This is a genomic window from Streptomyces sp. NBC_00237, assembly GCF_026342435.1.
In the GTDB taxonomy this organism is placed as follows: Bacteria; Actinomycetota; Actinomycetes; order Streptomycetales; family Streptomycetaceae; genus Streptomyces.
Genome location: NZ_JAPEMT010000002.1, coordinates 1,742,721 through 1,769,195, shown reverse-complemented (window position 1 = coordinate 1,769,195; position 26,475 = coordinate 1,742,721). Strand labels below are relative to the sequence as shown.

The following is a 26,475-nucleotide window of genomic DNA, read 5'->3' as shown; positions in this document are numbered from 1 at the left end:
CGCCGGGCCGGAGGCCCCCGGCGCCGGCCGAGTGCCTCGCACCCGCCGCAGCAGCCAGGGCAACCGCTGCAATCCGGACAACCTCTGCCGACCGGGCAACCACATCGGCCCGAATCGCCTCAGCCGCCCCCGTCCGAACGGCTTCAGCAGCCCGGACAGGTGTCGCAGCCAGGAGCGTTCCAGCCGCACGGACTGCCGCAGCGCAACGGCAGGGCCACCGGTCCGCAGCCGTTCGGCGGCCCCCCGCACCTCGCTTCCCCGCACCCCGCCCTTCCCCCGTCGGCTCAGCTCCCGTCGCGCCCGCCCACGCAGTCCGTGCCGCCGGTGCAGTCCGTCCACGTGCAGCCCGCCGCGAGACAGGGCGTCCCCAGGGAGGAGACCAGGGGACGCCGACTGGGACGGCTGTGGGGGCCGATGCTTCCCGCCGCCTCGGCCGGGCTCGCCGCCCTCGTCCTCGGCGTGGGCATCGTACGAACCCTCGGACAGGGCCACGCCCTGTTCCCCGCCGGGGCGACGGGCTGGTCGCTGGCCGTCCTCACCGGAGTCATCGTCGGCCACCTCGTCGCCCTCGGCCGGGACAGGTGGTGGGGCGGCACGGGATCGGGGGCGGCGCTCACCCTCGCCGTCCTGCTGCTGTACGGATGGGTCCCGGCCGGGCTGGTCAGCCTGGCCGTTGTCGTGCTGGTCGGCACCGCACGCAGGCGCCGCTGGCGGCAGGGCCTGCTGCACGGCGCCGCCGACATCCTCGGCATCGTCGCCGCCGCCCTCACCCTGAACCTCTTCGGCGACGTACCGACCGTGGAGCACCCCTGGCAGCCGCTCGGCTGGGACTGGGGCGCACTGCCCGAAGTGGTCCTCACCGCGGGCACCTACCTGGTGGTGACCCGGCTGCTGCTGTGGCTGGCGCAGGCCCCGCAGCAGGGGCGGCTGCCGTCCGTCGCCCGAACGTCCCTGGTCCGCCAGGGGCTTGTCGCCGGGGCGCTGCTGGGCATCGCCCCGCTGATCTGCGTGGTGGCCGTCGCGCTGCCCGTACTGCTGCCGCTGTTCGCCGTACCGCTGATCGCTCTCGACTCCACCCTCTGGATAGCCAGGGCGCGGGCCGAGGAGCAGTTGCGCGACCCGCTGACGGGGCTGCCCAACCGGCAGTGGCTGCTGGAGCGGGCCTGGCCCGCGCTGGAGGAGGCGGAGTCGCTGGGGTCCAGGTCGGCACTGGTCCTGATCGACATGGACAGGTTCCGCTCGGTGAACGACACCCTCGGTCATCTCGCGGGCGACCGGCTGCTGTTGCAGATAGCCGACCGGCTGCGCACGGCGCTTCCCAAGGGGGCGGAGGCGGCAAGGCTCGGCGGGGACGAGTTCGCCGTACTGCTGCCGCGCACGGAGTCCGCGACGAGTGCGCAGCGCATCGCGCGGCACCTGGTGGCCGAGCTGGGCTCGCCGCTCGACCTGGACGGGCTGACGCTCGTACTGGAGGCGAGCGCCGGGGTGGCCGTCTTCCCGGACCACGCGCTGGACGCGGAGGGGCTGCTGCGGCGGGCGGACGTGGCGATGTACCAGGCGAAGCGGGACCGCAGCGGGGTCGAGGTGTACGAGTCGAAGCGCGACTCCAACACGCCTGACCGGCTCGGGCTGTTGGGGGATCTGAGGCGGGCCCTGGACGCGGGGGACGTCGAACTCCACTACCAGCCCAAGGTGCGCTTCGACGGGCAGGTCGCCGGTCTTGAGGCACTGGTGCGATGGGTGCACCCGGAGCGCGGGCGGGTCTCTCCGGACGAGTTCATCGCCATCGCGGAGTCGTCGGGGCTGATGCCGCATCTGACGGAGTACGTACTGGAGACCGCCTTGGCGCAGGTCGCGCGGTGGCGGGCGCAGGGCCTGTTCGTACCGGTCGCGGTGAACGTCTCGCCGCGCGACGTGCACACGCCGGGCTTCGCGGGAGCGGTCGCGGCGAGGCTGGCGCGGCACGGGGTCCCGGCGGGGTCGTTGCAGCTGGAGATAACCGAGCATGTGCTCCTGGAGGACCCGCAGCGGGCCGCGGACACCCTGGCCGGGCTGACCGGGCACGGCGTGAAGATGTCGCTCGACGACTTCGGGACGGGCTATTCCTCGCTGGTGCACCTGAGGCGGCTGCCGGTGAGCGAGCTGAAGATCGACCGGTCGTTCGTGGCGCGGCTGGCGGTGGACAACGAGGACGCGGAGATCGTGCGGTGCACGGTCGACCTGGCGCACTCGCTGGGGTTGCTGGTGGTCGCGGAGGGCGTCGAGGACGACGAGACGTGGGAGCGGCTGAGGGACCTGCGGTGCGATGCGGTGCAGGGGTGGCTGGTGGCGGCGGCGATGCCTCCGGAGGAGGCGACGGCGTGGTTGCTGGCGCGGGGGTCGAGGGGGTGGCAGCGACCGGCGGAGCTGGCGGCGGCTGCGGCTGCGGCGGCGGATTCGGTGCGGGTGGAGGGGGAGTAGGGGTCTTGGCCGCGCCCCTTTAGGGGCGCGGGGCTGTATCTCTGTGCGGCTCCGCCGCGCGGACGCGCCCCGTTAGGGGCGCGGGGAACTGCGCGACCAGCCACGACGCGCCTGCACGTGTGCGGGACAGCCGCGCGGCGAGCGCTTTAGGTGAAGGGGTGGGGAGGGGCGGCCCGCCGCAGGCGCACCCGGGTGCGGCGCGCGCATCGGGCGGGGTAACGGCGGGCGGCTCCGGGGTGGGCCCGGAGCGAGGAGTGCCGCCCCCTTGCCCGCCCGTTCCGCCCCCGGGGGGCGGCCCCGCCGCCCAAGGGGGCTGGGCGGAAGCGGAGGGTGGAGCCCAAGGGGCGAGGCGGGGGCGGGAGGGGTGGTCCAGCCTGCCCGAGGGGGCTGGGCGGGGAAGGGGGTTGGTGAAGCGGGGGACCGCGTTAGGCGAGGGGGCCTGGGAGGCAGGGGTGACCCGGCTGCCAAAGAGCCAAAGGGGCCGAGGGGCAAAGGGCCAAAGGGGGCAAGGATCAAAGGGGCCAAGGGGGGGGCAAGGGGGTTGTGGAGCAGTGGTGGGGGTGGTGACCGTCGGGGGTCCTCGGGTGGGGCGGAGGCGACCGAGGCCCCCAGCCGGAACTGTTTCGCGGGCATGCGACCGCGACCCATAGGATTGGGGGCAATAACCACACCGCACACCAACCCCTGAGGATCGCTGCATGCCTGGCATCACGCGCGAGGAGGTCGCACACCTCGCACGGCTGGCGCGTCTGGAGCTGAAGCCCGAAGAGCTTGAGCACTTCGCCGGTCAGCTCGACGACATCATCGGCGCGGTCGCCCGCGTCTCCGAGGTCGCCGACCAAGACGTTCCGCCGACCTCCCACCCGCTGCCGCTGACGAACGTCATGCGCAAGGACGAGGTACGCCCGTCGCTCACCCCCGAGCAGGCGCTCTCCGGCGCCCCGGCCCAGGAGCAGCAGCGTTTCAAGGTGCCGCAGATCCTGGGGGAGGACTAAAACAGCATGACGATCGACATCATCAAGCTCACCGCTGCCCAGACGGCGGAGAAGATCGCTTCCGGCGAGCTCACCGCCGTCGAGGTCACCGAGGCCCACCTGGCCCGGATCGAAGCCGTGGACGAGAAGGTCCACGCCTTCCTGCACGTCGACCGCGAGGGCGCCCTCGCGCAGGCCCGCGCCGTCGACGAGAAGCGCGCGAAGGGCGAGAAGCTGGGCCCGCTGGCCGGAGTCCCGCTCGCGCTCAAGGACATCTTCACCACCGAGGGCATCCCGACCACCGTCGGCTCGAAGATCCTCGAAGGCTGGATCCCGCCGTACGACGCGACGGTCACGAAGCGGCTGAAGGCCGCCGACGTCGTCATCCTCGGCAAGACCAACATGGACGAGTTCGCCATGGGGTCGTCCACCGAGAACAGCGCGTACGGTCCGACCGGCAACCCGTGGGACCTCACCAAGATCCCCGGCGGTTCGGGCGGCGGCTCCTCGGCCGCCCTCGCCGCCTACGAGGCCCCGCTCGCCATCGGCACGGACACCGGCGGCTCCATCCGCCAGCCCGCCTCCGTCACCGGCACCGTCGGCGTCAAGCCCACGTACGGCGCGGTCTCCCGCTACGGCATGGTGGCCTTCAGCAGCAGCCTCGACCAGGGCGGGCCCTGCGCCCGTACGGTCCTGGACGCGGCGCTCCTGCACGAGGTCATCGCCGGGCACGACCCGCTCGACTCGACCTCCATCGACGCCCCGGTCCCGCCGGTCGTCGAGGCCGCCCGCAACGGCTCCGTCGACGGCATGCGCGTCGGCGTCGTCAAGCAGTTCCGCGGCGAGGGCTACCAGGCCGGTGTCATCCAGCGCTTCGACGAGTCCGTCGAACTGCTGAAGAAGCTCGGCGCCGAGATCGTCGAGCTGGACTGCCCGTCCTTCGATCTGGCGCTCTCCGCGTACTACCTGATCGCCCCCTCGGAGTGCTCCTCCAACCTGGCCCGCTTCGACGCGATGCGCTACGGCCTGCGCGTCGGCGACGACGGCACGAGGTCCGCCGAGGACGTCACCGCGCTCACCCGCGAGGCCGGGTTCGGCGACGAGGTCAAGCGCCGCATCATCCTCGGTACGTACGCCCTGTCGAGCGGTTACTACGACGCGTACTACGGCAGCGCCCAGAAGGTCCGCACGCTCATCACGAAGGACTTCGAGAAGGCGTTCGAGCAGGTCGACGTGATCGTCTCGCCGACGACGCCGACCACCGCCTTCGCGATCGGCGAGCGCGCCGACGACCCGATGGCGATGTACCTCGCCGACCTGTGCACCATCCCGACGAACATGGCGGGCAACGCCGCCATGTCGCTGCCCTGCGGCCTCGCGCCGGAGGACAACATGCCGGTCGGGCTCCAGATCATCGCCCCCGCGATGAAGGACGACCGCCTGTACAAGGTGGGCGCCGCCGTAGAGGCCGCCTTCGTGGAAAAGTGGGGGCACCCGTTGCTTGAGGAGGCGCCGTCATTGTGAGAGACGCACGCACGGCCGCCGGGCCGCACGTGACCGTGAATGCCGCACCGCTGCGCCGTGCGGGCCAAGAAGCGAACGGAGAGACGCAGTGAGCACACTCGCCAAGGCCAAGGGCTTCAAGAAGTCCCGCACCGGCACGTACCTGTCCATCGGCACCACCGCGTTCGGCGCGCTGAGCGTGATCAAGCAGGCCCGCAAGGCCCGCACGGACAACGACACGCTCCAGCTCATCGACGCCGTCGTCTCCGCCGCCGCCATCGCCACCGGCGTCGCCATCCTCCTGCGGGAGCTGAAGCGCCTGGGCGACGACGACGTCCTGCTGGGCTGAGAGGGAAAGTTTCACCGTGACTGTCACCACCGACCTCGTGTCGTACGAGGACGCCCTCGCGACGTACGACCCCGTCATGGGTCTTGAGGTCCACGTCGAGCTCGGCACCAAGACCAAGATGTTCTGCGGCTGCTCCACCGAGCTCGGCCAGGACGCGAACACCCAGACCTGCCCGACCTGTCTCGGACTGCCCGGCGCCCTGCCGGTCGTCAACGAGATCGGCGTCGAGTCGGCCATCAAGATCGGCCTCGCGCTCAACTGCGAGATCGCCGAGTGGTGCCGCTTCGCCCGGAAGAACTACTTCTATCCGGACATGCCGAAGAACTTCCAGACCTCCCAGTACGACGAGCCCATCGCCTTCAACGGCTACCTCGACGTACAGCTGGAGGACGGCGAGATCTTCCGCGTGGAGATCGAGCGCGCCCACATGGAGGAGGACACCGGCAAGTCCACGCACGTGGGTGGCGCGACCGGCCGCATCCACGGCGCCTCGCACTCGCTGCTCGACTACAACCGCGCGGGCATCCCGCTCATCGAGATCGTCACCAAGCCGATCGAGGGAGCGGGCGAGCGCGCCCCCGAGGTCGCCAAGGCGTACGTCGCCGAGCTGCGCGAGGTCATCAAGGCGCTCGACGTGTCCGAGGCCCGCATGGACAAGGGCCAGATGCGCTGCGACGTGAACCTGTCGCTGCGCCCGCACGGCCGCGAGCGGTTCGGCACCCGCAGCGAGACCAAGAACGTCAACTCGCTGCGCTCCGTCGAGCGCGCCGCACGCTTCGAGATCCAGCGGCACGCCGCCGTTCTCAACGCGGGCGGGACGATCATCCAGGAGACCCGGCACTTCCACGAGGAAGACGGTTCGACGACGTCCGGCCGCATCAAGGACAACGCCGAAGACTACCGCTACTTCCCCGAGCCGGACCTCGTTCCGGTGGCCCCCGCACGCGAGTGGGTCGAGGAACTGCGCGCCGGTCTGCCCGAGATGCCCCGGGTCCGTCGCAACCGGCTCCGCGAGGAGTGGGGGGTCAACGAGCACGACATGCAGTCGATCCTCAACGCCGGTGCGGTCGACCCGATCGTCGCCACCATCGAGGCCGGAGCCGACTCGGCGTCCGCCCGCAAGTGGTGGATGGGCGAGCTGGCCCGCAACGCCAACGAGACCGGCCGCGCGATCGACGAGCTGCCGATCACCCCGGCGCAGGTGGCCCGGGTGACCGCTCTGGTCGCCGCCGGTGACCTGAACGACAAGCTGGCCCGCCAGGTCATCGAGGGCGTCCTCGCAGGTGAGGGCGGCCCCGACGAGGTCGTCGAGAAGCGCGGCCTGAAGGTCGTCTCGGACGACGGCGCGCTGGGCGCGGCCGTGGACGAGGCGATCGCCTCCAACGCGGCCATCGCGGACAAGATCCGCGGCGGCAAGGTCGCGGCGGCGGGTGCTCTCGTCGGCGCCGTCATGAAGACGACCCGGGGTCAGGCGGACGCGGCACGTGTCCGCGAGCTGATCCTGGAGAAGCTGGGCGTCGAGGGCTGATCCGTCCTCGTTCCCGTACGAGTTGAGGGGCCCCGGTCGAGATTCCGCGACCGGGGCCCTTCGGCGTGTCCCGTGGTGAACCATCTGCCGCGATGCCGCGTCCTCCACGGGAACGGGGTACGACGACGGGAGAGCAGGTGAACGGCACGTACGAGGACGGCAGCACGTACGAGGACGGCGCGTACCAGGACGACCCGAGGGAGCCGCCCGTGCGCGGAGCCTGGCCCGACGGCCGCCACTGGGGCGTGGACGCGCACGGGCGCTCCACCTGGCAGCGCGGACGGATCCTCGGGCTGTGCGCCGTACTGCTCGGGCTGCTGCCGGTCTTCCACCGGGTCGTGCCGGACGCACGCGGTCTGGGGAGCCTGCTCGAAACGTTTCTGCCGTGGTTCGGGCTGTTGATCCTGCCGCTGCTGCTCCTGGCCAGGCGGCGCAGGTCGGCGCTGGTGCTCCTGGCGCTGGTGGTGCCGATCGGGGCGTGGGCCGGGCTGATCGGCGGGGCGTTCCTCGGGGGCCCGGGATCCGGGCCGTACGACTTCAGCGTCGTCCAGCACAACATCGCCGACGACAACCGCGATCCGGCGGGCGCGGCACGGGCGCTGGCGGCGGCGGGCCCCCGGCTGATCGCCCTGGAGGAGGTCACGCCCGAGGCGCTCCCGGCGATCTCCGGCGTACTGGACGCGGCCTATCCGCACCACGCGGTGCGCGGGACGGTCGGGCTCTGGTCGAAGGACCCGCTGCGGGAGGTGCGCACCGTGGATCTCAAACCCCGGGAGATCGGGGAGGGGTGGTCGCGGGGGCTGCGGGCCGTGGCGACGACGCCGGTCGGGTACGTGACGGTGTACGTCGCGCACCTGCCGTCGGTACGGGCGAGCTGGCCGCAGGGTCTCAGGACGGGGTGGCGCGACGAGTCGGCGGGCCTGCTGGGGGCCGCGCTCCGGGCCGAGCAGGGGGAACGGGTGCTGCTGCTGGGGGACTTGAACGCGTCGGCGGACGACCGGGGGCTCGATCCGGTGCTGGCGCAGATGGACGACAACGGGGGCGGCTTCGGGTTCAGCTGGCCGGAGCGGTTCCCGGTGGTGCGGGTGGACCACGTGATGGTGCGGGGCGGGACGATCACGGATCTCGACCGGCTGGCGTCCACCGGGAGCGATCATGTGCCGGTGGCGGCGCGGCTGCGGTTCTAGGGCACTGCCCGTCCCGCCCCTGGCGGGATGTCCGTTCACCATTGATCTTGTTCAGGTACTTCTCCGGGTCACCCCCGCCCCGTACTTTCCGGGCAGAACACCATTCACCCGGGAGGACCCCATGCCCACCGACCTCAGCCGTCGCCGCCTTCTCGCCATGAGCGGCGGTGCCCTCGGAGCCGCCGCCGCGGGTTCGCTCCTGCCGCCGTCCCTCCAGGCGGCCATCGCGGCCGAGCGGCCGCAGGCCGGGGGGCTCCGTGCGGTCAAGCACGTCGTCGTACTGATGCAGGAGAACAGATCCTTCGACCACTACTTCGGCACCCTGCGCGGAGTGCGGGGCTTCGGGGACCGCAACGCCATCGAACTCCCCGACGGGAAGCCGGTGTTCGAGCAGCCGGGGCCGCTGAAGAGCGTGCTGCCGTTCCCGGTGCGGGACGCCGCCGCGTCGCAGAAGAAGGACCTCCAGTACATCGGGGACCTCGACCACTCGTGGGACGGCGGCCACAAGGCATGGGGTCAGGGCTGGATGAACGGGTGGGTGACGGCGAAGACCGGCGCCACCATGGCGTACTACGACCGGCGTGACCTGCCGCTGCACTACGAGCTCGCCGACACCTTCACTCTCTGCGACGCCTACCACTCGTCGATCCACACCTCGACCAGCCCCAACCGCAACCACCTGTGGAGCGGCTGGACGGGGTACGAGGCGAACGGCAGCCGCGCCGTGACGAACGCCGCGTACTCCGAGGGCACCCACCCTGGCTACCCGTGGCCGACGTACGCCGAGCGCTTGGAGAAGGCGGGGCACACCTGGCAGACGTACACCGAGTGGGAGAACTTCACCGACAACAACATCGAGTTCTTCACCAGCTTCAAGAACGTCGCCCGCAAGGCGCTCGCCAAGACCGGCGGGCACACCTTCATGGAGTCCTTCTACGCGAAGGTCCGCGAGACGAAGGACGCCGGGGAGCGGGCGAAGCTGCTCGCGCTCCTGGAGGAGGGCGTGGCGACGCTCGACAAGAAGGAGCGGTCGCTGTTCGAGCGCGGGCTGCGGCGCGGGGAGACCGGCAGCCTGGCGAAGAACTTCCGGGCGGACGTCGCGGCCGGGAAGCTGCCCGAGGTGTCGTACCTGGTGCCGTCCGCGATCGACTCGGAGCACCCGGGGTCGTCGTCGCCGGTGGCGAGCGCCTCGCTGGTGTACCAGGTGCTGGACGCGCTGGGGTCGCATCCGGAGGTGTGGCGGCACACCGTCGTACTGATCAATTACGACGAGAACGACGGCTTCTTCGACCACGTTCCGCCGCCCGTTCCGCCGACCGACAACACCGACGAGCGGTGGAAGGGGCGGCCGACCGGGCTCGGCATCCGGGTGCCGATGCTGGTGGTCTCGCCGTGGTCGGTGGGCGGGTACGTGTGTTCCGAGACGTTCGACCACACGTCCGTGATCCGCTTCCTGGAGCAGTGGACCGGGGTGCGCGAGCCCAACATCACGCCGTGGCGACGGCAGGTGACGGGGGACCTGACCTCGGCGTTCGACTTCAAGCGCACGCACCGGCAGCCGTCCGTGGACCAGCCGGGGGCGATCCCGCCGTTCACCGGCCGGTGGCGGCCGGTGCCGCCCGCCGTGCAGCGGATGCCGAAGCAGGAGCCGGGCGCGCGGCGGGCGCGGGCCCTGCCGTACCAGCCCGACGCGCACGGCCGGGTGGTGGCGGGGGGTGCGTCCTTCCGGCTGAACGTGAGCAACGCGGGGCGCAGCAGCGCGCACTTCGCGCTGTATCCGTACGCGGGCGAGTTCGCGGTGCCGCAGCACCTGGACGTGGTGGGGCGGGGGCGGGTCGACTGGACCTTGCCGCTCGCGGGGGACGCGTACCGCTTCGTCGTGACCGGGCCGAACGGCTTCCGGCGCGAGTTCGCGGGGACGAAGACGGCGACGGTCGAGGTCGCGAGCCGGATCGAGAAGCGGGACCGGGACCTGCATCTGACGCTGACCAACCGGGGGCGCAAGGCGGTCACTTTCGTGGTGCAGCCGCTGGCGTACGCGGACGAGGACGACCTCGACGTGCGGCGGCCGAGGAGGGTCACCGTGCGGCCGGGGAGGAGTCGGGAGATCGTGCACTCGGCGGACGACGCGCACGGCTGGTACGACCTGGCGGTCACCGTGGAGGGCGAACAGGGCTTCCGGCGGAGGCTGATGGGGCACATCGAGAACGGTCGGGCGAGCGTCTCCGGCTGACGCCGGAGAGGGGGAGCGGGGGCGGGGCGGGTGGGGCGGGGTGGGATGGGGCACCTCGGTCCGTTTCCGTCCCGTCCGCTTTCGGCCGGTCCGTTTCCGTCCCGTCCGCTTTCGCCCGGCCCGCTTTCGCCCGTGCGTGCGAAGATCCCCCGGACGGCTCTCCGCCGGGGAGCTGCCGACCGGGAAGCAGGGGCGGGATGTTCGCGATTGACCTGGGTGCGGCGGGGGACGGCGGCCGGGGGGAGCTGAGGCCGCTGGAGCCGTGGCAGGCCGAGGAGTTCTGGGCCCACATGCAGCGGGGCAGCGACTTCATCGGGCAGTACGTCGGGCTGCCGGACGTGGTGAAGGACCTGGAGTCGGCGCGTGGGCTGCTCCAGCGGTACGCGGAGAAGGCCGCGGCGGACCAGGGGCGGATGTACGGGATCTGGCTCGACGGCACGCTCGTCGGGGCCGTGACGCTGCGGCTCTTCGACGCGGAGGCCCGTACATGTGAGGTGGGCTGCTGGGTGGAACCTGCGGCGGCGGGGAAGGGGCTGGTCACGCGGGCCTGTCGGGTGCTGATCGACTGGGCGGTGGGGGTGCGGGGCATCCACCGGGTGGAGTGGATCTGCGACCGGGAGAACCTTCCCAGCATCAACGTCGCGAAGCGGCTGGGGATGCGGCGGGACGGGGTGCTGCGGGAGGCGTACTTCTACCGGGGGGTGTGGCACGACGAGGAGGTGTGGTCGGTGCTGGGGCCGGAGTGGCTCGAAGCTCGTTAAGGGGTCTCTCATCCGGGCCGCCTAGCGTGCGGGGCATGAATGCGACGACCCGTACCGAGGACAAGAGCGACGACGAGACTGTGAAGGTGGAGGCGGCTGAGGCCACTGAGGCCACTGAGGTTCCTGAGGGCGAGGTCGAGGATGTGGAGGAGCCGCGTCCCGCGTCGGCAGGGGTCGGGGCGGGAGCCGGAGCGGTCGTTTCGGCGGCGCTCGGGCTGGCGGCCCTGGCCGGGACCTGGCCGAGCCGGGTGCTCGCCGAGCGGGAGACGCTGGTGGGCCAGCTGGGCCTGTCCAAGGCGAGTGCGCCGAGTGCGCAGATCGAGGGGCTGTACGGGAACGGCTGGCACATGACTGCGCTGGTCAACGGGGGGTTCGCGCTGCTTGCCCTGCTCGTGGGGGTGGGCGTGCTGGTCGCTCTGCGTGCGGCGGGTTCGGGGGCCGATGTGGATGCGGGTGTGGCCGTGCGGCCGGTGTGGATGCGGGCGGTGGCGTGGGGTGGGGTGATCCTGGGGCTGATCGGGCTCCTGGTCTCCACCGGAATGTACTTCGACCTCTTCGCCTCCCTTCCGACCCCTCCGGCGGCCTAAGGCGGATGCCCGCCGGAGCCACTCCCCAGGGCCTCCGCCCACCCAGCCCCCTTAGGCCCCACTCCGCCTAACCCCCTCCGGGCTCCGCTTCCGCCTAGCCTCCTTGGGCGGCGGGGCCGCCCCCCCCGGGGGGGGGCGGGACGGGCGGGCAAGGGGGCGGCACCTCTCGCTCCGGGCCCGCCCCGGTGCCGCCCGCCGTTACCTCGCCCCATGGGTGCGCCGCACCCCGGTGCGCCTGCGGCGGGCTGCCCCTCCCCGCCCCTTCACCTAAAGCGCTCGCCGCGCGGCTGTCCCGCACACGCGCAGGCGCGTCGTGGCTGGTCGCGCAGTTCCCCGCGCCCCTAACGGGGCGCGTCCGTGCGGCGGAGCCGCACAGTTATGCAGCCTCGCGCCCCTCGCGGGGACCGCCTAAGGCCCCCCGGGTGCTGCCTAAGGCCCCCGCCCGCTCCCAAGATCGGGCACACTCCCCATGCGCTCGACCCCCCTGGCAAACGAGAGTTGAGGCATCGCAAGGAGCGATGGACCGAAACCCCCACCAGGGAGCACCAGATGCACGAGTACGAGATCCAGACCCGCCACGCCGACCTCGTCGAGGCCGCCGCCCACGCCCGCCTCGTCCGTGAGGCACGTCAGGCCCGTGAGGCCCGGCGACAGGCCGCCCGCCGCGTCCGGGAGGCGGGCACCCGCACCCCCGCCCGCAGCGGACTGAGCGCCCTCCGCAGCCACTTCACCCGCGCCGCCTGATCGGGCACCCGCCATGCGGACAGTGGGTGCCGGTCACTCGAAGGGCTGTGCGATGCTCAGCGACGTGGAGACCAGGTCAGTCAGCCCCGTGTTCGTCGGCCGCACCGGCGAACTGAGCACCCTCACCGATGCGCTCGCCCGCGCCAACGCGGGCGAGCCGCAGGCGTTGCTGCTCGGCGGCGAGGCCGGAGTGGGCAAGACCCGTCTGGTGGAGGAGTTCCTCACCAGGGCCGCCACCCCCGGCGAGCACACCACCCCCGGAATCCGCGCCGTCGCCCCCACCCCCACGACCGTCATCGCCGTCGGCGGCTGCGTCGAGATCGGCGCCGAAGGACTCCCCTTCGCCCCCTTCTCCGCGGCCCTGCGCACCCTCCACCGGCTCGTCCCCGACGCCCTGGCCACCGCCTCCGCCGGGCAGGAGGACGAGCTCGCCCGACTTCTGCCGGAGCTGAGCGAGGCCCCGTACACCAACCAGCTCGCGTCCGGTCCCGGCCGCACCGGCAGCGAGGACGCCACCGCGCGGCTCTTCGAGCTGACCGTGCGCCTCTTGGAGAGCATCGCCGCCGACCGCACCGTCGTCCTCGTACTCGAAGACCTGCACTGGGCCGACGCCTCGACGCGGCATCTGCTGTCGTACCTGTTCCGTACGTTGCGGAGCGGGCGGCTGCTGGTGCTCGGGACGTACCGTGCCGACGACATCCACCGGCGGCACCCGCTCCGGCCCCTCCTCGCCGAACTCGACCGGCTGCGCACCGTGCGACGCATCGAGCTGCCCCGGTTCACGCGCGAGGAAGTGCAGCACCAGCTCACCGGAATCCTCGAATCCACCCCCGGGCCCGCCCTCCTGGACGAGGTGTTCGGGCGGTCCGACGGGAACGCCTTCTTCGTCGAGGAGCTTGCCGTTTCGATCGGGGACGGCTGCCGGTCCGGGCTCACCGACTCCCTCCGCGACCTGCTGCTCGTCCGGGTGGAGGCACTCCCCGACGACGCCCAGCGGGTCGTACGGATCGTCGCCGAGGGCGGGTCGACCGTCGAGTATCCGCTGCTGCTGGCTGTCGCCCGGCTCGCGGAGGACGATCTGATCGAGGCGCTGCGGGCCGCCGTGGGGGCCAATCTGCTCCAGGCGGCACCGGACGGGGAGGGGTATCGCTTCCGGCACTCGCTCGTGCGGGAGGCGGTCAGTGACGATCTGCTGCCCGGTGAGCGGTCGCGGATCAACCGGCGGTACGCCGAAGTGCTGGAGGCCGATCCCTCGCTCGTCTGTCACGAGGCGCGTGCCACCCGTCTCGCCAGCTACTGGTACGCCGCCCACGACGCGGCGAAGGCCCTGCCCGCCGTGCTGTCGGCCGCCGTTCAGGCGCGGAAGCGGTACGCGCGGTCCGAGCAGTTGCAGTTGCTGGAGCGGGCGTTGGAGCTGTGGGACGACGCCTCCGCCGAGGTGCGCGCCGCGCTGCGGCCCATCGACTACGCCGAGGTGTACCCGCCGTGCGGCTGCGACCCCGTCGCCACCCCGCTGCGCTATCTCGACCTGATGGCCGAGGCCACCGTCGCCGCCCGTCTCGCCGGCGAGCGGGAGCGTGCTCTCAAGCTCGCCAAGCGTGCCCTGCGGATCCTGGAGGAGGAGACCGGGGACGCGGTGGGCAACGAGTCGGACGCCCTGCGTGCCGCCTGGTTCTGGGTGCAGCGCGGCAAGGCGGTCAGCGGGCTCTCCCGGGGCGACGGATGGGAGGAGCTGGCCACCGCGCAGGAGCTGCTGCGCGGACAGCCGCCGTCCGCCGTGCACGCCGACATCCTCACCCAGGCCGCCAGCTGGGCCATGCTCCACCAGCCGGGGCCCGAGGCCATCGCCACCGCCGAGCGGGCCGTGGAGTACGCCCGGATGGTCGGGGCCGAGGACACCGAACTCCGTTCCCGCCTCACCCTCGGCGGCCTGCTGGTCGACTCCGGCGAGGTCGAGGAGGGGCTCGCCGAGATGAAGGCGGTCCGCGAACTCGCCCTCGCCCGGGGCGTCGTCACCGCCGTCAACCACGCCCACACCAACCTCCCCTCCCACCTCGAAGCCGTCGGCCGCTCCCAGGAGTCCGTCGACCTCTGCGCCGAGGGCCTCGTCTACGCCAGGGACCACAATCTGGTCGACGGCGAGCACTGGATACTCGGCAACCAGGCCGAGTCCTACTTCTCCCTCGGCCGCTGGGAGGAGGCCGCCGCGAACTTCCTGCGCACCGAACTCTCCGCCACGCCCAGCGTCCGGCCGCGCGGCACCGCCGCCCGCTGGCGAGCGGAACTCGCCCTGCACCGGGGCGAGATCGAGGAGGCCAAGGCGCAGCTGGCCAAATCGGCCGGGTACTTCGGCCCGCACGACCGGATGCCCCAGCACGAACTGCCCCGCCACCAGCTCGGCATCGCCATCGCCGCCCGCGAGGGCCGCGTGCTCGACGCCCGTACCCAGCTCGTCGCGGCGATCGGCGACGGCTTCCCCCTCGGCATCCACCGCTACGCCTGGCCGCTCCTCCTGGAGGGCGCCGCCATGGAGGCCGACACCCGCACCCTGCCCGCCGCGGCCCCCGGTCGCGCCGACGCCCTCGCGCTCCTGCGCACGCACGCCCGGCGGCTCGTCACCGGGGTGCCGGTGTGGAGCGCGTACGAACTGTGGGTGCGTGCGGAACTCCGGCGTGCCGAAGCTCTGGACACCCCTGCGGAATGGGCCGCGGCCGTCACCGCCTTCGAGCCCCTGGACCGGCCCTACGACCTGGCCAGGGTCCAGCTGAGGCTGGCCGTTTCGCTCCTGGACCCGGGGGCGGGGGCCGGGGCTGATTCCGGGTCCGGCGGTACGGGGGAGACGGGTGGCCGGGAGCGGGCAGCGGAGCTGTTGCGGCTGGCGGGGGAGACCGCAGGGCGGCTGGCCGCCAGACCCCTCGCCGAACAGATCGCCGCCGTCTCCCGGCGTTCCCGCCTGGCCCCTGCCCCGGTGCCCGTCGCGTCCGCGCCGGTGGGGCAGGGCTTCCACCTGACGCCGCGCGAGCGCGATGTGCTGCGCCTCGTCGCGGCCGGTCGCAGCAACCGGCAGATCGCCGAGGAGCTCTACATCTCGCCCAAGACGGCGAGCGTGCACGTCTCCAACATCCTCGCCAAGCTGGAGGTCACCGGCCGGGGCGAGGCGGCGGCCGTGGCACACCGGCTGGGGCTTTTCCAGGGGGAGGCGGTGGCGTAGGGGCGGCCGGCGCGGGCCGTTCCGGACTGCCCCCGGGCCGACGCGGGCTATTTCACCGTCACCTTCAGGATGCGGTCGTCGCCGGATTCCGGGGTGCCTCGGGAGTCCGTTTCGCTGGTCACGAGCAGCAACTGGTCGCCGCCCGTGGCCAGTACCGTTCGCAGGCGTCCGTACTTCTCCGTGAAGAAGGGCTCGGGATCGGCCACCGGCTCCGTGCCGTTCAGCGGGATGCGCCACAGGCGTTCGCCGCGCAGGCCCGCCATCCAGACCGAGCCCTCGGCCACGGCGATCCCGCTCGGGGAGGCGTCGGACGTCTTCCACTGGGCGACCGGGGCGACGAAGCCGTCCTTCTGCTCCTTGCCCTCGACCTCCGGCCAGCCGTAGTTCTTGCCCGGCTCGATGAGGTTGAGCTCGTCCCAGGTGTTCTGGCCGAACTCCGCCGCCCACAGACGGCCCTCCTTGTCCCAGGCCAGGCCCTGTACGTTGCGGTGGCCCAGGGAGTAGACGACCGAGTCGGCCTCGGGGTTGCCGTGGACCGGTTCGCCGTCCTTCGTCATGCGGAGGATCTTGCCGCCGAGGGACTTCGGGTCCTGGGCCAGGCTCGTGTCGCCGGTCTCGCCCGTGCCCGCGTACAGCATCTTGTCCGGGCCGAAGGCGATCCGGCCGCCGTTGTGGGTGACCCCCTTGGGGATGCCCTTGAACACCGTGTCGGGTGCGCCGAGTTGCTGCCCGGAAGGGCGCTTCTCGTCGTAGAGCATCCGGGCGATGCGGTTGTCGGACGCGGTGGTGAAGTACGCGTAGACCTGGTGGTCCGTGGCGTACGAGGGGGAGAGGGCGAGGCCCATCAGACCGCCCTCTCCGGCGGGGGCGGCACCGGCCACCTGGCCGACCGGGGTGAGTCTGCCGGTCTCGGCGTCGACGCGGGTGATCGTGCCCTCGTCGCGGGAGGAGACGAGGAGGTCCCCGTCGGGGAGGGCGGCCAGGCCCCAGGGGGACTTGAGGTCCGTGGCGACCGTGGCGGTCACGGTGGCGGAGCCCTTGGCGGGGGCTCCCTGGGGGGTGGGTGTCGGGGTGGGGGCCGCGCTTCCGGTCGGCTCCCGGTGGGCGGGTGAACTGCCGCTGGGAGAAGCGGAGTTGGGGGTGCCGCTGGAGCAGCCCGTGGCGAGGAGGAGGGCGGTGCTGGCGAGTACGGCTGCGGTGGTTGCGGGGTGTCGCACGGTCAGGGGTCCCTCCGTCGATGAGCCTGGTACCTGTTCATACACCGGTCGGTCGGTTCGCGTTCCCGAGATCCCTGTGGTGGGTGCGGTTCGGTCGGTGGGTGCGGTGACTGCCGGGGAGCTCCGCCCCCGGGCCCCCGGCCCCCTGACGGGGCTCTCAGTCCCAGGAGCCCGTTGCGTCCGGGAGGCTCGCAATCTCCGCCAGGTCGGCGTCCGTCAGGCGCAGGGCTGCCGAAGCCGCGTTCTCCGCCACCCAGCGGGACCGTTTCGTGCCCGGTACCGGGATGACGTGGCGGCTGCGGGAGAGGACCCAGGCCAGGGCCACCTGGGCGGGGGTGACCGTGTCGCCGTGGCGTACGGCCACCCGGCGCAGGCCCGCCACCACCACCTGGTTGGAGGCCATCATCTCGGCGGTGAAGCGCGGATGCCGGGCCCGTACGTCGTCCGGTTCGAAGCCCTCGCCGGGGACGAGGGTTCCGGTCAGGAAGCCGTTCCCCAGGGGCATCGCGGCGAGGAAGCCGACCCCGCGCGCCTCGCACCAGGGGAGGAGAGCGGACAGCGCCTCGGGGGCCCAGACCGAGAGCTCCGCCTCGACCGCGGCGACGGGGAACACCTGCTGGACCCGCTCCAGTTGGCGGATCGTTCCGTCGTGCAGCCCGCCCGCGACGGGGCGGCCCACCCCCGTGCCCGAGCGGCGCGACGCCCGCGCGCCCACCGCGCACAGGCCCAGGGCCCGCACCTTTCCGGCCCGTACCAGATCCGCCATCGCACCCCAGGTCTCCTCAACGGGTATCTCCGGGTCCGCGCGGTGCAGTTGGTAGAGGTCGATGACGTCCGTCTGGAGGCGGCGGAGGGAGGCGTCGCAGGCGCGGCGGATGTACGAGGGGCGGCCGTTGGCGACGATGTGCTGGTCGCCGACGAGCAGGCCCGCCTTCGTGGAGACGAACGCCTCGCTGCGGCGCTCCTTCAGGACCCGCCCCAGCAGGAGTTCGTTGGTGAAGGGGCCGTACATGTCGGCGGTGTCGAGGAGGTTCGAGCCCAGATCCAGGGCCTTGTGCAGGGCCCGGACGGACTCCTCGCCGCGCTGACGCGAACTCGTGTAGGCCCAGCTCATCGGCATGCAGCCGAGTCCGACTGCCCCCGCTTCGAGCGCTGTCGCCCCGATTGTCCTGCGCTCCACCGTGCCGTACCCCTCCGTCTTGCCGCGCCCCCAAACTAACCGTTGCAGGTCAGACGAGTTCGCATAGCCTCGTGATCATGACCACGGCTCTGGAAGTGAACGACGCCCCGCAACGCCCCTTCGACGTGTGGCTGCCCATGGACCCCGCCGGGATCGACGGGCTGCCCGAAGCCGGGACGGGCGGCCTCCAATACCGCGCCTGGGACGGAGAGGACGACTTCCCGGCCGATCCCGCCGACTGCGCCTTCTACGTCGTGCCCTACCTGAAGGGCACCGAGGTCTCGCTGCGGCCCCTTCCCGAGATGACCTCCCTGCGCGTCGTGCAGACCCTCACCGCCGGCGTCGACGACGTGCGGGGGGCGGTGCGGGCGGGAGTGCGGCTGTGCAACGCCAAGGGGGTGCACGAGGCGAGCACGGCCGAGCTGACCCTCGCGCTCGTACTGGCCTCGCTGCGCGGCATCCCCGGGTTCGTCGAGGGGCAGCGGAAGGAGGAGTGGCGGTCCGGGTTCTATCCGGCGCTGGCCGACAAGAACGTGGTCATCGTCGGGTACGGGTCGGTGGGCGCGGCGATCGAGGACCGGCTCGCCCCCTTCGAGTGTGCGCGGGTGGCGCGCGTCGCGCGCTCCGCCCGCACCACGGAGCGCGGCGACGTGCACGCGTTCACCGCGCTGCCGGGGCTGTTGGCTAAGGCGGACGTCGTGATTCTGTCCACTCCGCTGACCGCCGACACCGCCGGAATGGTCGACTCCGAGTTCCTGGGGCGGATGAAGGACGGTGCCTTGCTGGTGAATGTGGCGCGGGGACGGGTCGTCGACACGAAGGCGCTGCTCGCCGAGGTCGGCTCGGGGCGGCTGCGTGCCGCGCTCGACGTCACGGACCCGGAGCCGCTCCCCGCCGGGCATCCCCTGTGGCACGCCCCGAACGTTCTGATCAGCCCGCACGTCGGGGGCAGTTCCTCCGCCTTCCTGCCCCGCGCCAAGCGGCTGATGGCCCGGCAGGTGAGCCGGTTCGTCGCCGGGGAGCCCCTCGACAACGTGATCGGGAGCGGTGGCTGAGCCGTTTCCCGAGGAGAGCGGGCGACGCCCGAAAAGTCCGCTCACGAACACGCTCCGGAATCGGACAACCGCAACCAGTTCCCGTAATCCCGCTGGTAGTTACGCAGAGTAGAGGAAGTATGTCCCTGTGTGACCGGGCTGGTGTATCGTCCCGACCTAGGGGCTGCGCCATGCACCACTCCCACGGCGCTGGGGAGCACGACGGACACGGCAAGGGGGGCGACGGGCGATGCACTGCCAATGGAGAGACGATCCGACGCGGTGGGGCCAACAGAATCACCGGCAGCGCCCCGCTCGCCCGGGGCTCCGGAGCGGGCCGCCGCACGGGACCGGCCGCCCGAGGCGCGCGTGCCGGGCCGCAGGTCACCCGAAACCGCCGTGCAAGGAGGCCCGGTGAGTGCCCCGGGGGCCGTGCTGGCCCAGCGCCCGACCACCGGTCGCAGCGGATCGGGGATGGTGCCCCAGCTCGTGCTCGCCCTCCTCTGCGGAGGGTATGCCGCAGGGTCCTTCCTCGGCTGGGGGTCGAAGCAACTCGCTCACATCATGGGTGACTTCGGTCTCGCCGTCGCCGCTCTCGTCGCCGCCGTCTCCTGTTACCTCTATGCGCGGACCCGGGAGAGTCGCTTCAGGCCCGCCTGGCTGCTGTTCTCCGCCTCCTCCTTGATGGCGGCTTGCGGGAACGCGGTCTGGGGCTGGTACGAGGTGGTGCTGAGGGACCCCGTACCGGCCCTTTCGCTTGCCAACCTCTTCTTCCTCTGTTTCGGGCCGCCCGCCATCATCGGTCTGCTGCTCCTCGCCAAGAGGCCCGTCACCCGGGCCGGTTGGGTGTGCCTGGCGCTGGACGCCTGGCTGATCGCGGGCTCGCTGCTCACGCTCTGCTGGAGCCTGGCGCTGGCCCACCCCGCCAACTTCAAGGGCGCCAACGTCGCCCAGTCCGCGCTCACGCTCGCGTATCCGTTCCTCGACATCATCCTCGTGAGCATGGTGATGGCCCTGCACTTCCGGCGCTCGTCGGCCAACCGGGGCGCGGTCAACACCGCGATCGCGGCCTTCGCCACGACCGTCCTGTGCGACGCCCTGTTCACCTCGCCGCTGCTGCGCGAGGAATACCACTCCGGGCAGATCCTGGACGCGGGCTGGTTCGCGGGTTCCCTGCTGCTGGCGTACGCGCCGTGGGGCGGGAGCTGGACCGCGCAGCGGAGCACGCACCAACAGCCCCGGGGCGGACCGCAGCAGGCCGTCTCCCGCACCGGACCGCAGGGGCGGGCCGTGCTGCGGGTCGGGTCGAGCCGGCCCATCGCGGGATCGCTGGCCGCCCTCACCCCGTACCTCGCCGCCGCCGTCTGCGTGGTCGGCATCCTCTACAACGTCATGAACGGCCACAAGTTCGACCGGCTGGTCCTGTTCACCGGGTGCACGGTCGTGCTGGCCCTGGTCGTGCGCCAGGGCATCATGCTCGTCGACAACATCTCCCTCACCCAGGAACTGGCCCAGAAGGAGAACCACTTCAGGTCGCTGGTGCAGGGATCCAGCGACGTCATCATGATCGCCGCACCGACCGGGATACTGCGGTACGTCAGCCCGGCCGCCTCCGGGGTCTACGGGCGGGACGCGGAGGAGCTGGTCGGCTCGGAGCTGGCCTCGATCATCCACCCCGCCGACCTGGGTTCTGTCGTGCACGAGGTGCGGCGCTTCCTCGCCGCGTCCCCGATGGAGGAGCCGACCACCCGCATCGAATGCCGTTTCAAATCCGGGACGGGGGACTGGCTCAACGTCGAGTCCACCGTCAACCGCCACCAGGGCGGCCTCATCTTCAACAGCCGGGACGTCACCGAACGGGTCCGTCTCCAGGCACAGTTGCAGCACAACGCCGAACACGACCCGCTCACCGACCTGCCCAACCGGGCCCTGTTCACCCAACGGGTGCGCCAGGCGCTCGCCGGGCGGCGAACCACCGACATCGGCACCGCCGTCCTCTTCATCGACCTGGACGGCTTCAAGGCGGTGAACGACCGCTTGGGTCATCAGGCGGGCGACGAACTGCTCATCCAGGCCGCCCGCCGCCTCCAGGACTCGGTCAGGATGGGAGACACCGCCGCCCGCCTCGGCGGCGACGAGTTCGCCGCCCTCATCCTCGGTGACGGCACCCGCGACCAGGCCGCCCGCGAGTACCAGGTGCGCGAGATCGCCGACCGGCTGAGGCTCACCCTCTCGCAGCCGTACAAAGTGGACGGCAACGATGTCCGGGTCGCCGCCTCCATCGGCGTCGCCTTCGCCGAACCCGGGATCACCCCGACCGACCTGATGCGCAACGCCGACCTCGCCATGTACCGCGCGAAGGCGGCGGGCAAGGACCGGGTGGAGCTGTACGCACCGCAGATGCAGGCCGAGGTCGTACGGCGGACGGAACTGGCCACCCGGCTGCGCACCGCCCTGCACGACGGAGAGTTCGCCCTGCTGCACCAACCCGTGGTGAACCTGACGACGGGGCGGGTCGCCGCCGTCGCCGCCCAGGCCCGCTGGCGCTCCGCGCAGGGGATCCTCTTCACCCCGGCCGAGTTCCTGCGGGTCGCCGACGACAGCGACCGCACGGCGGAGCTGGGGCGCTGGCTCCTGGAGGAGTCCGTCGAGCAGGCCGCCGAGCGCAACCGGGCCGGGCACCCCGTGCCCGTCACCGTCCGCCTCACCGCCCGCCGCCTCCTGGACCGGTCCATGCCGCTCGGGTCGGTGGAGGCCCTGCTGACCCGGCACGGGCTGCCGTCCGGGGCGCTGGTCATCGAGATCTCCGACAGCGACCCCCGCGTCTCGTACGACGATCTGGAGCACCGGCTGTCCGCGCTGCGCCGCCTCGGGGTGCGGGTCGCCCTCGACGGCTTCGGCAGCGGGTACGCGGCCATCAACGCGCTGCGGCGGCTGCCCATCGACGTACTGAAGCTCGACCGGGGACTCATCGAAGGAGTGGTGGAGTCGGCCCGGCTGCACAAGATCACCAGTGGGCTGCTGCGGATCGCCACCGACCTCGGCATGCAGTCGGTCGCGGACGGGGTCGACCTGCCCGAGCAGGTGCAGGCCCTGCGCGCGATGGGCTGTACGCACGGGCAGGGAATGGCGTTCTCCGGGCCGCTGGACGAGTACCGGCTGCGGCGTGCGCTCGTTCGGGGGGACTTCCCCGTGCCGGGCGGCGAGGGCGGCGCGCTGCCCGTGCTGGCCGGGGGGCCGGGCGTGGGTCTCGCGGGCGCACCCGGAATCGACTCGTTCACACATCCGCCATTGCGCTCAAATACTGAGACGTCCGTCCCACCCACTTGACACACCCAGTGGGCCGGAGGGAGGGTCAATGCCATGCGCACCCGAATTCTCGTACTTGGAAAGCGCGTCGGCTGAAGCAGGGTTCACCGCTGAACCTGCTTGTCTGTCTCCGACGCGCTCCCCTCGCTTGCCTGACGGCACGGGGGGTTTTTTGTTGCACCGGCACACCGCAAAACCACGCAAAGCCCTCAGCTCAAACCCTCAGCTTCGAGAAGAGAATGCCGATGACCGAGCAGGCCACCGGGGCCCACCATCCGCAGCCCCGGCCCCGTCACCACGGATCCCCCGCCAGCCCGATCGAGCACGTGACGGGCGCGCAGTCGCTCATCCGGGCGCTCGAAGAGGTCGGGGCCGACACGGTATTCGGCATTCCGGGCGGCACGATCCTGCCGGCCTACGACCCGATGATGGACTCCACCCGGGTCCGCCACGTGCTGGTGCGGCACGAGCAGGGCGCGGGCCACGCGGCCACCGGTTACGCCCAGGCCACCGGCAAGGTCGGCGTCTGCATGGCGACCAGCGGCCCCGGCGCGACGAACCTGGTCACCCCGATCGCCGACGCGATGATGGACTCGGTGCCGCTGGTGGCGATCACCGGCCAGGTCGTCTCCAAGGCGATCGGCACCGACGCCTTCCAGGAGGCGGACATCTGCGGCATCACGATGCCGATCACCAAGCACAACTTCCTGGTCACCGACGCGGCCGACATCCCGCGCGCCATCGCCGAAGCCTTCCACATCGCCTCCACCGGCCGTCCGGGCCCCGTCCTCGTCGACATCCCCAAGGACCTGCTCCAGGCGCAGACCACCTTCTCCTGGCCGCCCACCAACGACCTGCCCGGCTACCGGCCCGTCACCAAGCCGCACGCCAAGCAGATCCGCGAGGCCGCCAAGCTGATCACCGCCGCCAAGCGGCCCGTCCTGTACGTCGGCGGAGGCGTCCTCAAGGCGCGGGCCACCGCCGAGCTGAGGGTTCTCGCGGAGCTCACCGGAGCGCCCGTTACCACCACGCTGATGGCGCTCGGCTCCTTCCCCGACAGTCACCCGCTGCACGTCGGAATGCCGGGCATGCACGGTGCGGTCACCGCCGTCACCGCGCTCCAGAAGGCCGACCTGATCGTCGCCCTCGGCGCCCGCTTCGACGACCGCGTCACCGGCAAGCTGGACAGCTTCGCGCCCTTCGCGAAGATCGTCCACGCCGACATCGACCCCGCCGAGATCGGCAAGAACCGCGCCGCCGACGTCCCGATCGTGGGCGACGCCCGCGAGGTCATCGCCGACCTGGTGCAGGCCGTCCAGGCCGAGTACACCGAGGGCAACCAGGGCGACTACACCGCCTGGTGGAAGGACCTCAGCCGCTGGCGGGACACCTACCCGCTGGGCTACGACCAGCCCGACGACGGTTCGCTGTCGCCGCAGCAGGTCATCCAGCGGATCGGCGAACTCGCCCCCGCGGACACCATCTACGCGGCGGGCGTCGGCCAGCACCAGATGTGGGCCTCGCACTTCATCCAGTACGAGCAGCCCGCGACCTGGCTCAACTCCGGCGGCGCCGGGACGATGGGCTACGCGGTCCCCGCCGCGATGGGCGCGAAGGCCGGCATGCCGGACCGCACCGTCTGGGCGATCGACGGCGACGGCTGCTTCCAGATGACCAATCAGGAACTCACCACCTGCGCCCTGAACAACATCCCGATCAAGGTCGCCATCATCAACAACGGCGCCCTCGGCATGGTCCGCCAGTGGCAGACGCTGTTCTACAACCAGCGCTACTCCAACACCGTGCTGCACAGCGGCCAGGACTGCGAAGGCAACGAGGCCAAGGGCACCCGCGTCCCCGACTTCGTGAAGCTGTCCGAGGCGATGGGCTGCTACGCGATCCGCTGCGAGCGTCCCGAGGACCTCGACAAGTGCATCGAGGAGGCCAACGCCATCAACGACCGCCCGGTCGTCATCGACTTCATCGTCCACGAGGACGCCATGGTCTGGCCGATGGTCGCCGCCGGAACCTCCAACGACGAGGTCATGGCCGCCCGGGGCGTCCGCCCCGACTTCGGCGACAACGAAGACGACTAGAGCCAGAGAAGAGCAGAGAGAGAATCATGTCCAAGCACACGCTCTCCGTCCTGGTGGAGAACAAGCCCGGCGTCCTCGCCCGCATCACCGCCCTCTTCTCCCGGCGCGGCTTCAACATCGACTCGCTCGCCGTGGGGACCACCGAACACCCCGAGATCTCGCGCATCACCATCGTGGTGAACGTGATCGAGGCCCTGCCGCTGGAGCAGGTGACGAAGCAGCTCAACAAGCTCGTCAACGTACTGAAGATCGTCGAACTGGAGCCCGCCGCTGCGATCCAGCGCGAGCTCGTCCTGGTGAAGGTCCGCGCCGACAACGAGACCCGCTCCCAGATCGTCGAGATCGTCCAGCTGTTCCGCGCCAAGACCGTGGACGTGTCGCCCGACGCCGTGACCATCGAGGCCACGGGCGGCGCCGACAAGCTCGAAGCGATGCTGAAGATGCTGGAGCAGTTCGGCATCAAGGAGCTCGTGCAGTCCGGGACGATCGCCATAGGGCGTGGTGCCAGGTCCATCACGGACCGTTCGCTGCGCGCGCTCGACCGCACGGCCTGACCGGGGGGTGCGCGGTGGGTTCGTACGTTACCCGCGGGTGCGTCGTGGCTGGTCGCGCAGTTCCCCGCGCCCCTAGGGCGCTTTAGCAAGACCCGAGTTCTTACCTTCCTCCGCCCGCCGTACGGTGGGTCGCACAACCCGCACACAAGGAGAATTCCAGTGGCCGAGCTGTTCTACGACGCCGACGCAGACCTTTCCGTCATCCAGGGCCGCAAGGTCGCGGTTCTCGGTTACGGCAGCCAGGGCCACGCCCACGCGCTGTCGCTCCGCGACTCGGGCGTCGACGTGCGCGTCGGTCTGCACGAGGGCTCCAAGTCCAAGGCCAAGGCCGAGGAGCAGGGCCTGCGCGTCGTCACCCCGGCCGAGGCTTCGGCCGAGGCCGACGTCATCATGATCCTCGTCCCGGACCCGATCCAGGCCCAGGTCTACGAGGAGTCCGTCAAGGACAACCTGAAGGACGGCGACGCCCTCTTCTTCGGCCACGGCCTGAACATCCGCTACGGCTTCATCAAGCCGCCGGCCGGTGTCGACGTCGCCATGGTCGCCCCGAAGGGCCCGGGCCACCTGGTCCGCCGCCAGTACGAGGAGGGCCGGGGCGTTCCGTGCATCGCGGCCGTCGAGCAGGACGCCACGGGCAAGGGCTTCGAGCTGGCCCTCTCGTACGCGAAGGCCATCGGCGGCACCCGCGCCGGCGTCATCAAGACGACCTTCACCGAGGAGACCGAGACCGACCTGTTCGGTGAGCAGGCCGTTCTCTGCGGTGGTACGGCCGCCCTGGTCAAGGCCGGTTTCGAGACCCTGACCGAGGCCGGTTACCAGCCGGAGATCGCCTACTTCGAGTGCCTCCACGAGCTGAAGCTCATCGTCGACCTGATGTACGAGGGCGGCCTGGAGAAGATGCGCTGGTCGGTCTCCGAGACCGCCGAGTGGGGCGACTACATCACCGGCCCCCGCATCATCACCGCCGACACCAAGGCGGAGATGAAGAAGGTCCTGGGCGAGATCCAGGACGGCACCTTCGCGCAGCAGTGGATGGACGAGTACCACGGCGGTCTGAAGAAGTACAACGAGTACAAGACCGCTGACGAGAACCACCTGCTGGAGACCACCGGCAAGGAGCTCCGCAAGCTCATGAGCTGGGTGAACGACGACGAGGCGTAAGCCTCGTGGGGGAGAGGGGCCGCAGCCCGACAGCTGCGGCCCCTCTCCCGCATCCGCGCCTTCCACGACTGCGGACCCGACACCGTCCGCACTTTCCATGGTTGTGGACTCGCCACCGTCCGCACCTTCCACGACTGCGGACCCGACATCGTCCGCACCTTCCGCGGCTACGGACTCGACACAACGTCCAGCCACGGACGAGTGATCCTGCCGAACGGGCGAAGAATCGCCCGCCCGGCACCACTAGACTTCAACTGACGTTTGCGGGGCTGAGCGTCGCAGCGTCACGGTACGGTGGACGAGTCAGTCCGCAAGCCCGCCAAGGCACGAACCGGCTCACCCCGGGGACACGGTTGGTGGGTGTCGACCGGAATGACGTCACCGGTA

The 26,475-nt window shown here is 71.4% G+C and carries 18 protein-coding genes; 16 read left to right on the top strand and 2 right to left on the bottom strand.

All coding sequences use genetic code 11. The features are described 5' to 3' along the window. Positions 1 to 414: 414 nt before the first annotated feature. The 11 genes from OG897_RS21635 (at position 415) to OG897_RS21585 (ending at position 15,537) form a co-directional block, all read left to right on the top strand. Positions 415 to 2,460: a bifunctional diguanylate cyclase/phosphodiesterase gene (locus OG897_RS21635; RefSeq protein WP_266660385.1), complete on the top strand. Its 2,046-nt coding sequence runs from the start codon at positions 415 to 417 to the stop codon at positions 2,458 to 2,460. A 698-nt stretch (positions 2,461 to 3,158) separates the two neighbouring features. Then, a complete protein-coding gene (gene gatC, locus OG897_RS21630) occupies positions 3,159 to 3,455 on the top strand; it encodes an Asp-tRNA(Asn)/Glu-tRNA(Gln) amidotransferase subunit GatC (protein WP_030851400.1) in 297 nt (98 codons plus the stop codon). A 6-nt stretch (positions 3,456 to 3,461) separates the two neighbouring features. After that, positions 3,462 to 4,958: an Asp-tRNA(Asn)/Glu-tRNA(Gln) amidotransferase subunit GatA gene (gatA, locus tag OG897_RS21625; protein ID WP_266658842.1), complete on the top strand. Its 1,497-nt coding sequence runs from the start codon at positions 3,462 to 3,464 to the stop codon at positions 4,956 to 4,958. A gap of 88 nt (positions 4,959 to 5,046) precedes the next feature. Continuing rightward, on the top strand, positions 5,047 to 5,286 hold the full coding sequence (locus OG897_RS21620; RefSeq protein ID WP_266658841.1) for a hypothetical protein: 240 nt from the start codon (positions 5,047 to 5,049) through the stop codon (positions 5,284 to 5,286). A gap of 16 nt (positions 5,287 to 5,302) precedes the next feature. After that, the gene (gene gatB / locus OG897_RS21615) at positions 5,303 to 6,814 is read left to right on the top strand and encodes an Asp-tRNA(Asn)/Glu-tRNA(Gln) amidotransferase subunit GatB (protein ID WP_266658840.1); all 1,512 of its coding nucleotides are present in this window, start codon (positions 5,303 to 5,305) and stop codon (positions 6,812 to 6,814) included. A gap of 137 nt (positions 6,815 to 6,951) precedes the next feature. After that, positions 6,952 to 8,001: an endonuclease/exonuclease/phosphatase family protein gene (locus tag OG897_RS21610; RefSeq protein ID WP_266658839.1), complete on the top strand. Its 1,050-nt coding sequence runs from the start codon at positions 6,952 to 6,954 to the stop codon at positions 7,999 to 8,001. Positions 8,002 to 8,122: 121 nt separating this feature from the next. Beyond that, positions 8,123 to 10,234, top strand: coding sequence for a phosphocholine-specific phospholipase C (locus OG897_RS21605; RefSeq protein WP_266658838.1), 2,112 nt, complete (start codon positions 8,123 to 8,125; stop codon positions 10,232 to 10,234). Between the two features lie 197 nt (positions 10,235 to 10,431). After that, positions 10,432 to 10,995, top strand: coding sequence for a GNAT family N-acetyltransferase (locus OG897_RS21600; protein WP_266658837.1), 564 nt, complete (start codon positions 10,432 to 10,434; stop codon positions 10,993 to 10,995). A 35-nt stretch (positions 10,996 to 11,030) separates the two neighbouring features. After that, positions 11,031 to 11,582 carry a hypothetical protein gene (locus OG897_RS21595; protein ID WP_266658836.1) on the top strand — a complete coding sequence of 184 codons (552 nt, stop codon included), beginning with the start codon at positions 11,031 to 11,033 and terminating at the stop codon, positions 11,580 to 11,582. A 549-nt stretch (positions 11,583 to 12,131) separates the two neighbouring features. Further along, entirely contained in the window at positions 12,132 to 12,326 is a 195-nt protein-coding gene (locus OG897_RS21590; protein ID WP_266658835.1) for a hypothetical protein, read from the top strand. A gap of 52 nt (positions 12,327 to 12,378) precedes the next feature. Then, entirely contained in the window at positions 12,379 to 15,537 is a 3,159-nt protein-coding gene (locus OG897_RS21585) for a helix-turn-helix transcriptional regulator (RefSeq protein ID WP_266658834.1), read from the top strand. A 47-nt stretch (positions 15,538 to 15,584) separates the two neighbouring features. Here the strand turns inward: OG897_RS21585 and OG897_RS21580 are convergent, their stop codons facing one another. Together OG897_RS21580 and OG897_RS21575 are read right to left on the bottom strand one after the other, a co-directional pair. Beyond that, positions 15,585 to 16,754, bottom strand: coding sequence for a sorbosone dehydrogenase family protein (locus OG897_RS21580; RefSeq protein WP_266658833.1), 1,170 nt, complete (start codon positions 16,752 to 16,754; stop codon positions 15,585 to 15,587). A gap of 157 nt (positions 16,755 to 16,911) precedes the next feature. Beyond that, entirely contained in the window at positions 16,912 to 17,934 is a 1,023-nt protein-coding gene (locus OG897_RS21575) for an aldo/keto reductase (protein WP_266658832.1), read from the bottom strand. 137 nt (positions 17,935 to 18,071) lie between these two features. Here OG897_RS21575 and OG897_RS21570 point away from each other — a divergent pair, with 137 nt between their 5' ends. The 5 genes from OG897_RS21570 (at position 18,072) to ilvC (ending at position 26,088) form a co-directional block, all read left to right on the top strand. Continuing rightward, positions 18,072 to 18,989, top strand: coding sequence for a 2-hydroxyacid dehydrogenase (locus OG897_RS21570; RefSeq protein ID WP_266660383.1), 918 nt, complete (start codon positions 18,072 to 18,074; stop codon positions 18,987 to 18,989). Between the two features lie 393 nt (positions 18,990 to 19,382). Beyond that, positions 19,383 to 22,298 carry a bifunctional diguanylate cyclase/phosphodiesterase gene (locus OG897_RS21565; RefSeq protein WP_266658831.1) on the top strand — a complete coding sequence of 972 codons (2,916 nt, stop codon included), beginning with the start codon at positions 19,383 to 19,385 and terminating at the stop codon, positions 22,296 to 22,298. A gap of 224 nt (positions 22,299 to 22,522) precedes the next feature. Beyond that, a complete protein-coding gene (locus OG897_RS21560) occupies positions 22,523 to 24,373 on the top strand; it encodes an acetolactate synthase large subunit (RefSeq protein WP_266658830.1) in 1,851 nt (616 codons plus the stop codon). A gap of 26 nt (positions 24,374 to 24,399) precedes the next feature. Further along, on the top strand, positions 24,400 to 24,927 hold the full coding sequence (gene ilvN / locus OG897_RS21555; protein ID WP_189825762.1) for an acetolactate synthase small subunit: 528 nt from the start codon (positions 24,400 to 24,402) through the stop codon (positions 24,925 to 24,927). Between the two features lie 159 nt (positions 24,928 to 25,086). Then, on the top strand, positions 25,087 to 26,088 hold the full coding sequence (gene ilvC / locus OG897_RS21550; protein WP_266658829.1) for a ketol-acid reductoisomerase: 1,002 nt from the start codon (positions 25,087 to 25,089) through the stop codon (positions 26,086 to 26,088). The last annotated feature ends 387 nt before the right edge of the window (positions 26,089 to 26,475 follow it).

What these genes read in the sequence shown, in the direction of transcription:
- gatC (WP_030851400.1), top strand. Translation starts at nt 3,159, where the DNA reads ATGCCTGGCATCACGCGCGAGGAGGTCGCACACCTCGCACGGCTGGCG.
- OG897_RS21605 (WP_266658838.1), top strand. Translation starts at nt 8,123, where the DNA reads ATGCCCACCGACCTCAGCCGTCGCCGCCTTCTCGCCATGAGCGGCGGT.
- OG897_RS21600 (WP_266658837.1), top strand. Translation starts at nt 10,432, where the DNA reads ATGTTCGCGATTGACCTGGGTGCGGCGGGGGACGGCGGCCGGGGGGAG.
- OG897_RS21560 (WP_266658830.1), top strand. Translation starts at nt 22,523, where the DNA reads ATGACCGAGCAGGCCACCGGGGCCCACCATCCGCAGCCCCGGCCCCGT.
- gatA (WP_266658842.1), top strand. Translation starts at nt 3,462, where the DNA reads ATGACGATCGACATCATCAAGCTCACCGCTGCCCAGACGGCGGAGAAG.
- OG897_RS21635 (WP_266660385.1), top strand. Translation starts at nt 415, where the DNA reads ATGCTTCCCGCCGCCTCGGCCGGGCTCGCCGCCCTCGTCCTCGGCGTG.
- ilvN (WP_189825762.1), top strand. Translation starts at nt 24,400, where the DNA reads ATGTCCAAGCACACGCTCTCCGTCCTGGTGGAGAACAAGCCCGGCGTC.
- OG897_RS21595 (WP_266658836.1), top strand. Translation starts at nt 11,031, where the DNA reads ATGAATGCGACGACCCGTACCGAGGACAAGAGCGACGACGAGACTGTG.
- OG897_RS21585 (WP_266658834.1), top strand. Translation starts at nt 12,379, where the DNA reads ATGCTCAGCGACGTGGAGACCAGGTCAGTCAGCCCCGTGTTCGTCGGC.
- OG897_RS21570 (WP_266660383.1), top strand. Translation starts at nt 18,072, where the DNA reads ATGGACCCCGCCGGGATCGACGGGCTGCCCGAAGCCGGGACGGGCGGC.
- OG897_RS21590 (WP_266658835.1), top strand. Translation starts at nt 12,132, where the DNA reads ATGCACGAGTACGAGATCCAGACCCGCCACGCCGACCTCGTCGAGGCC.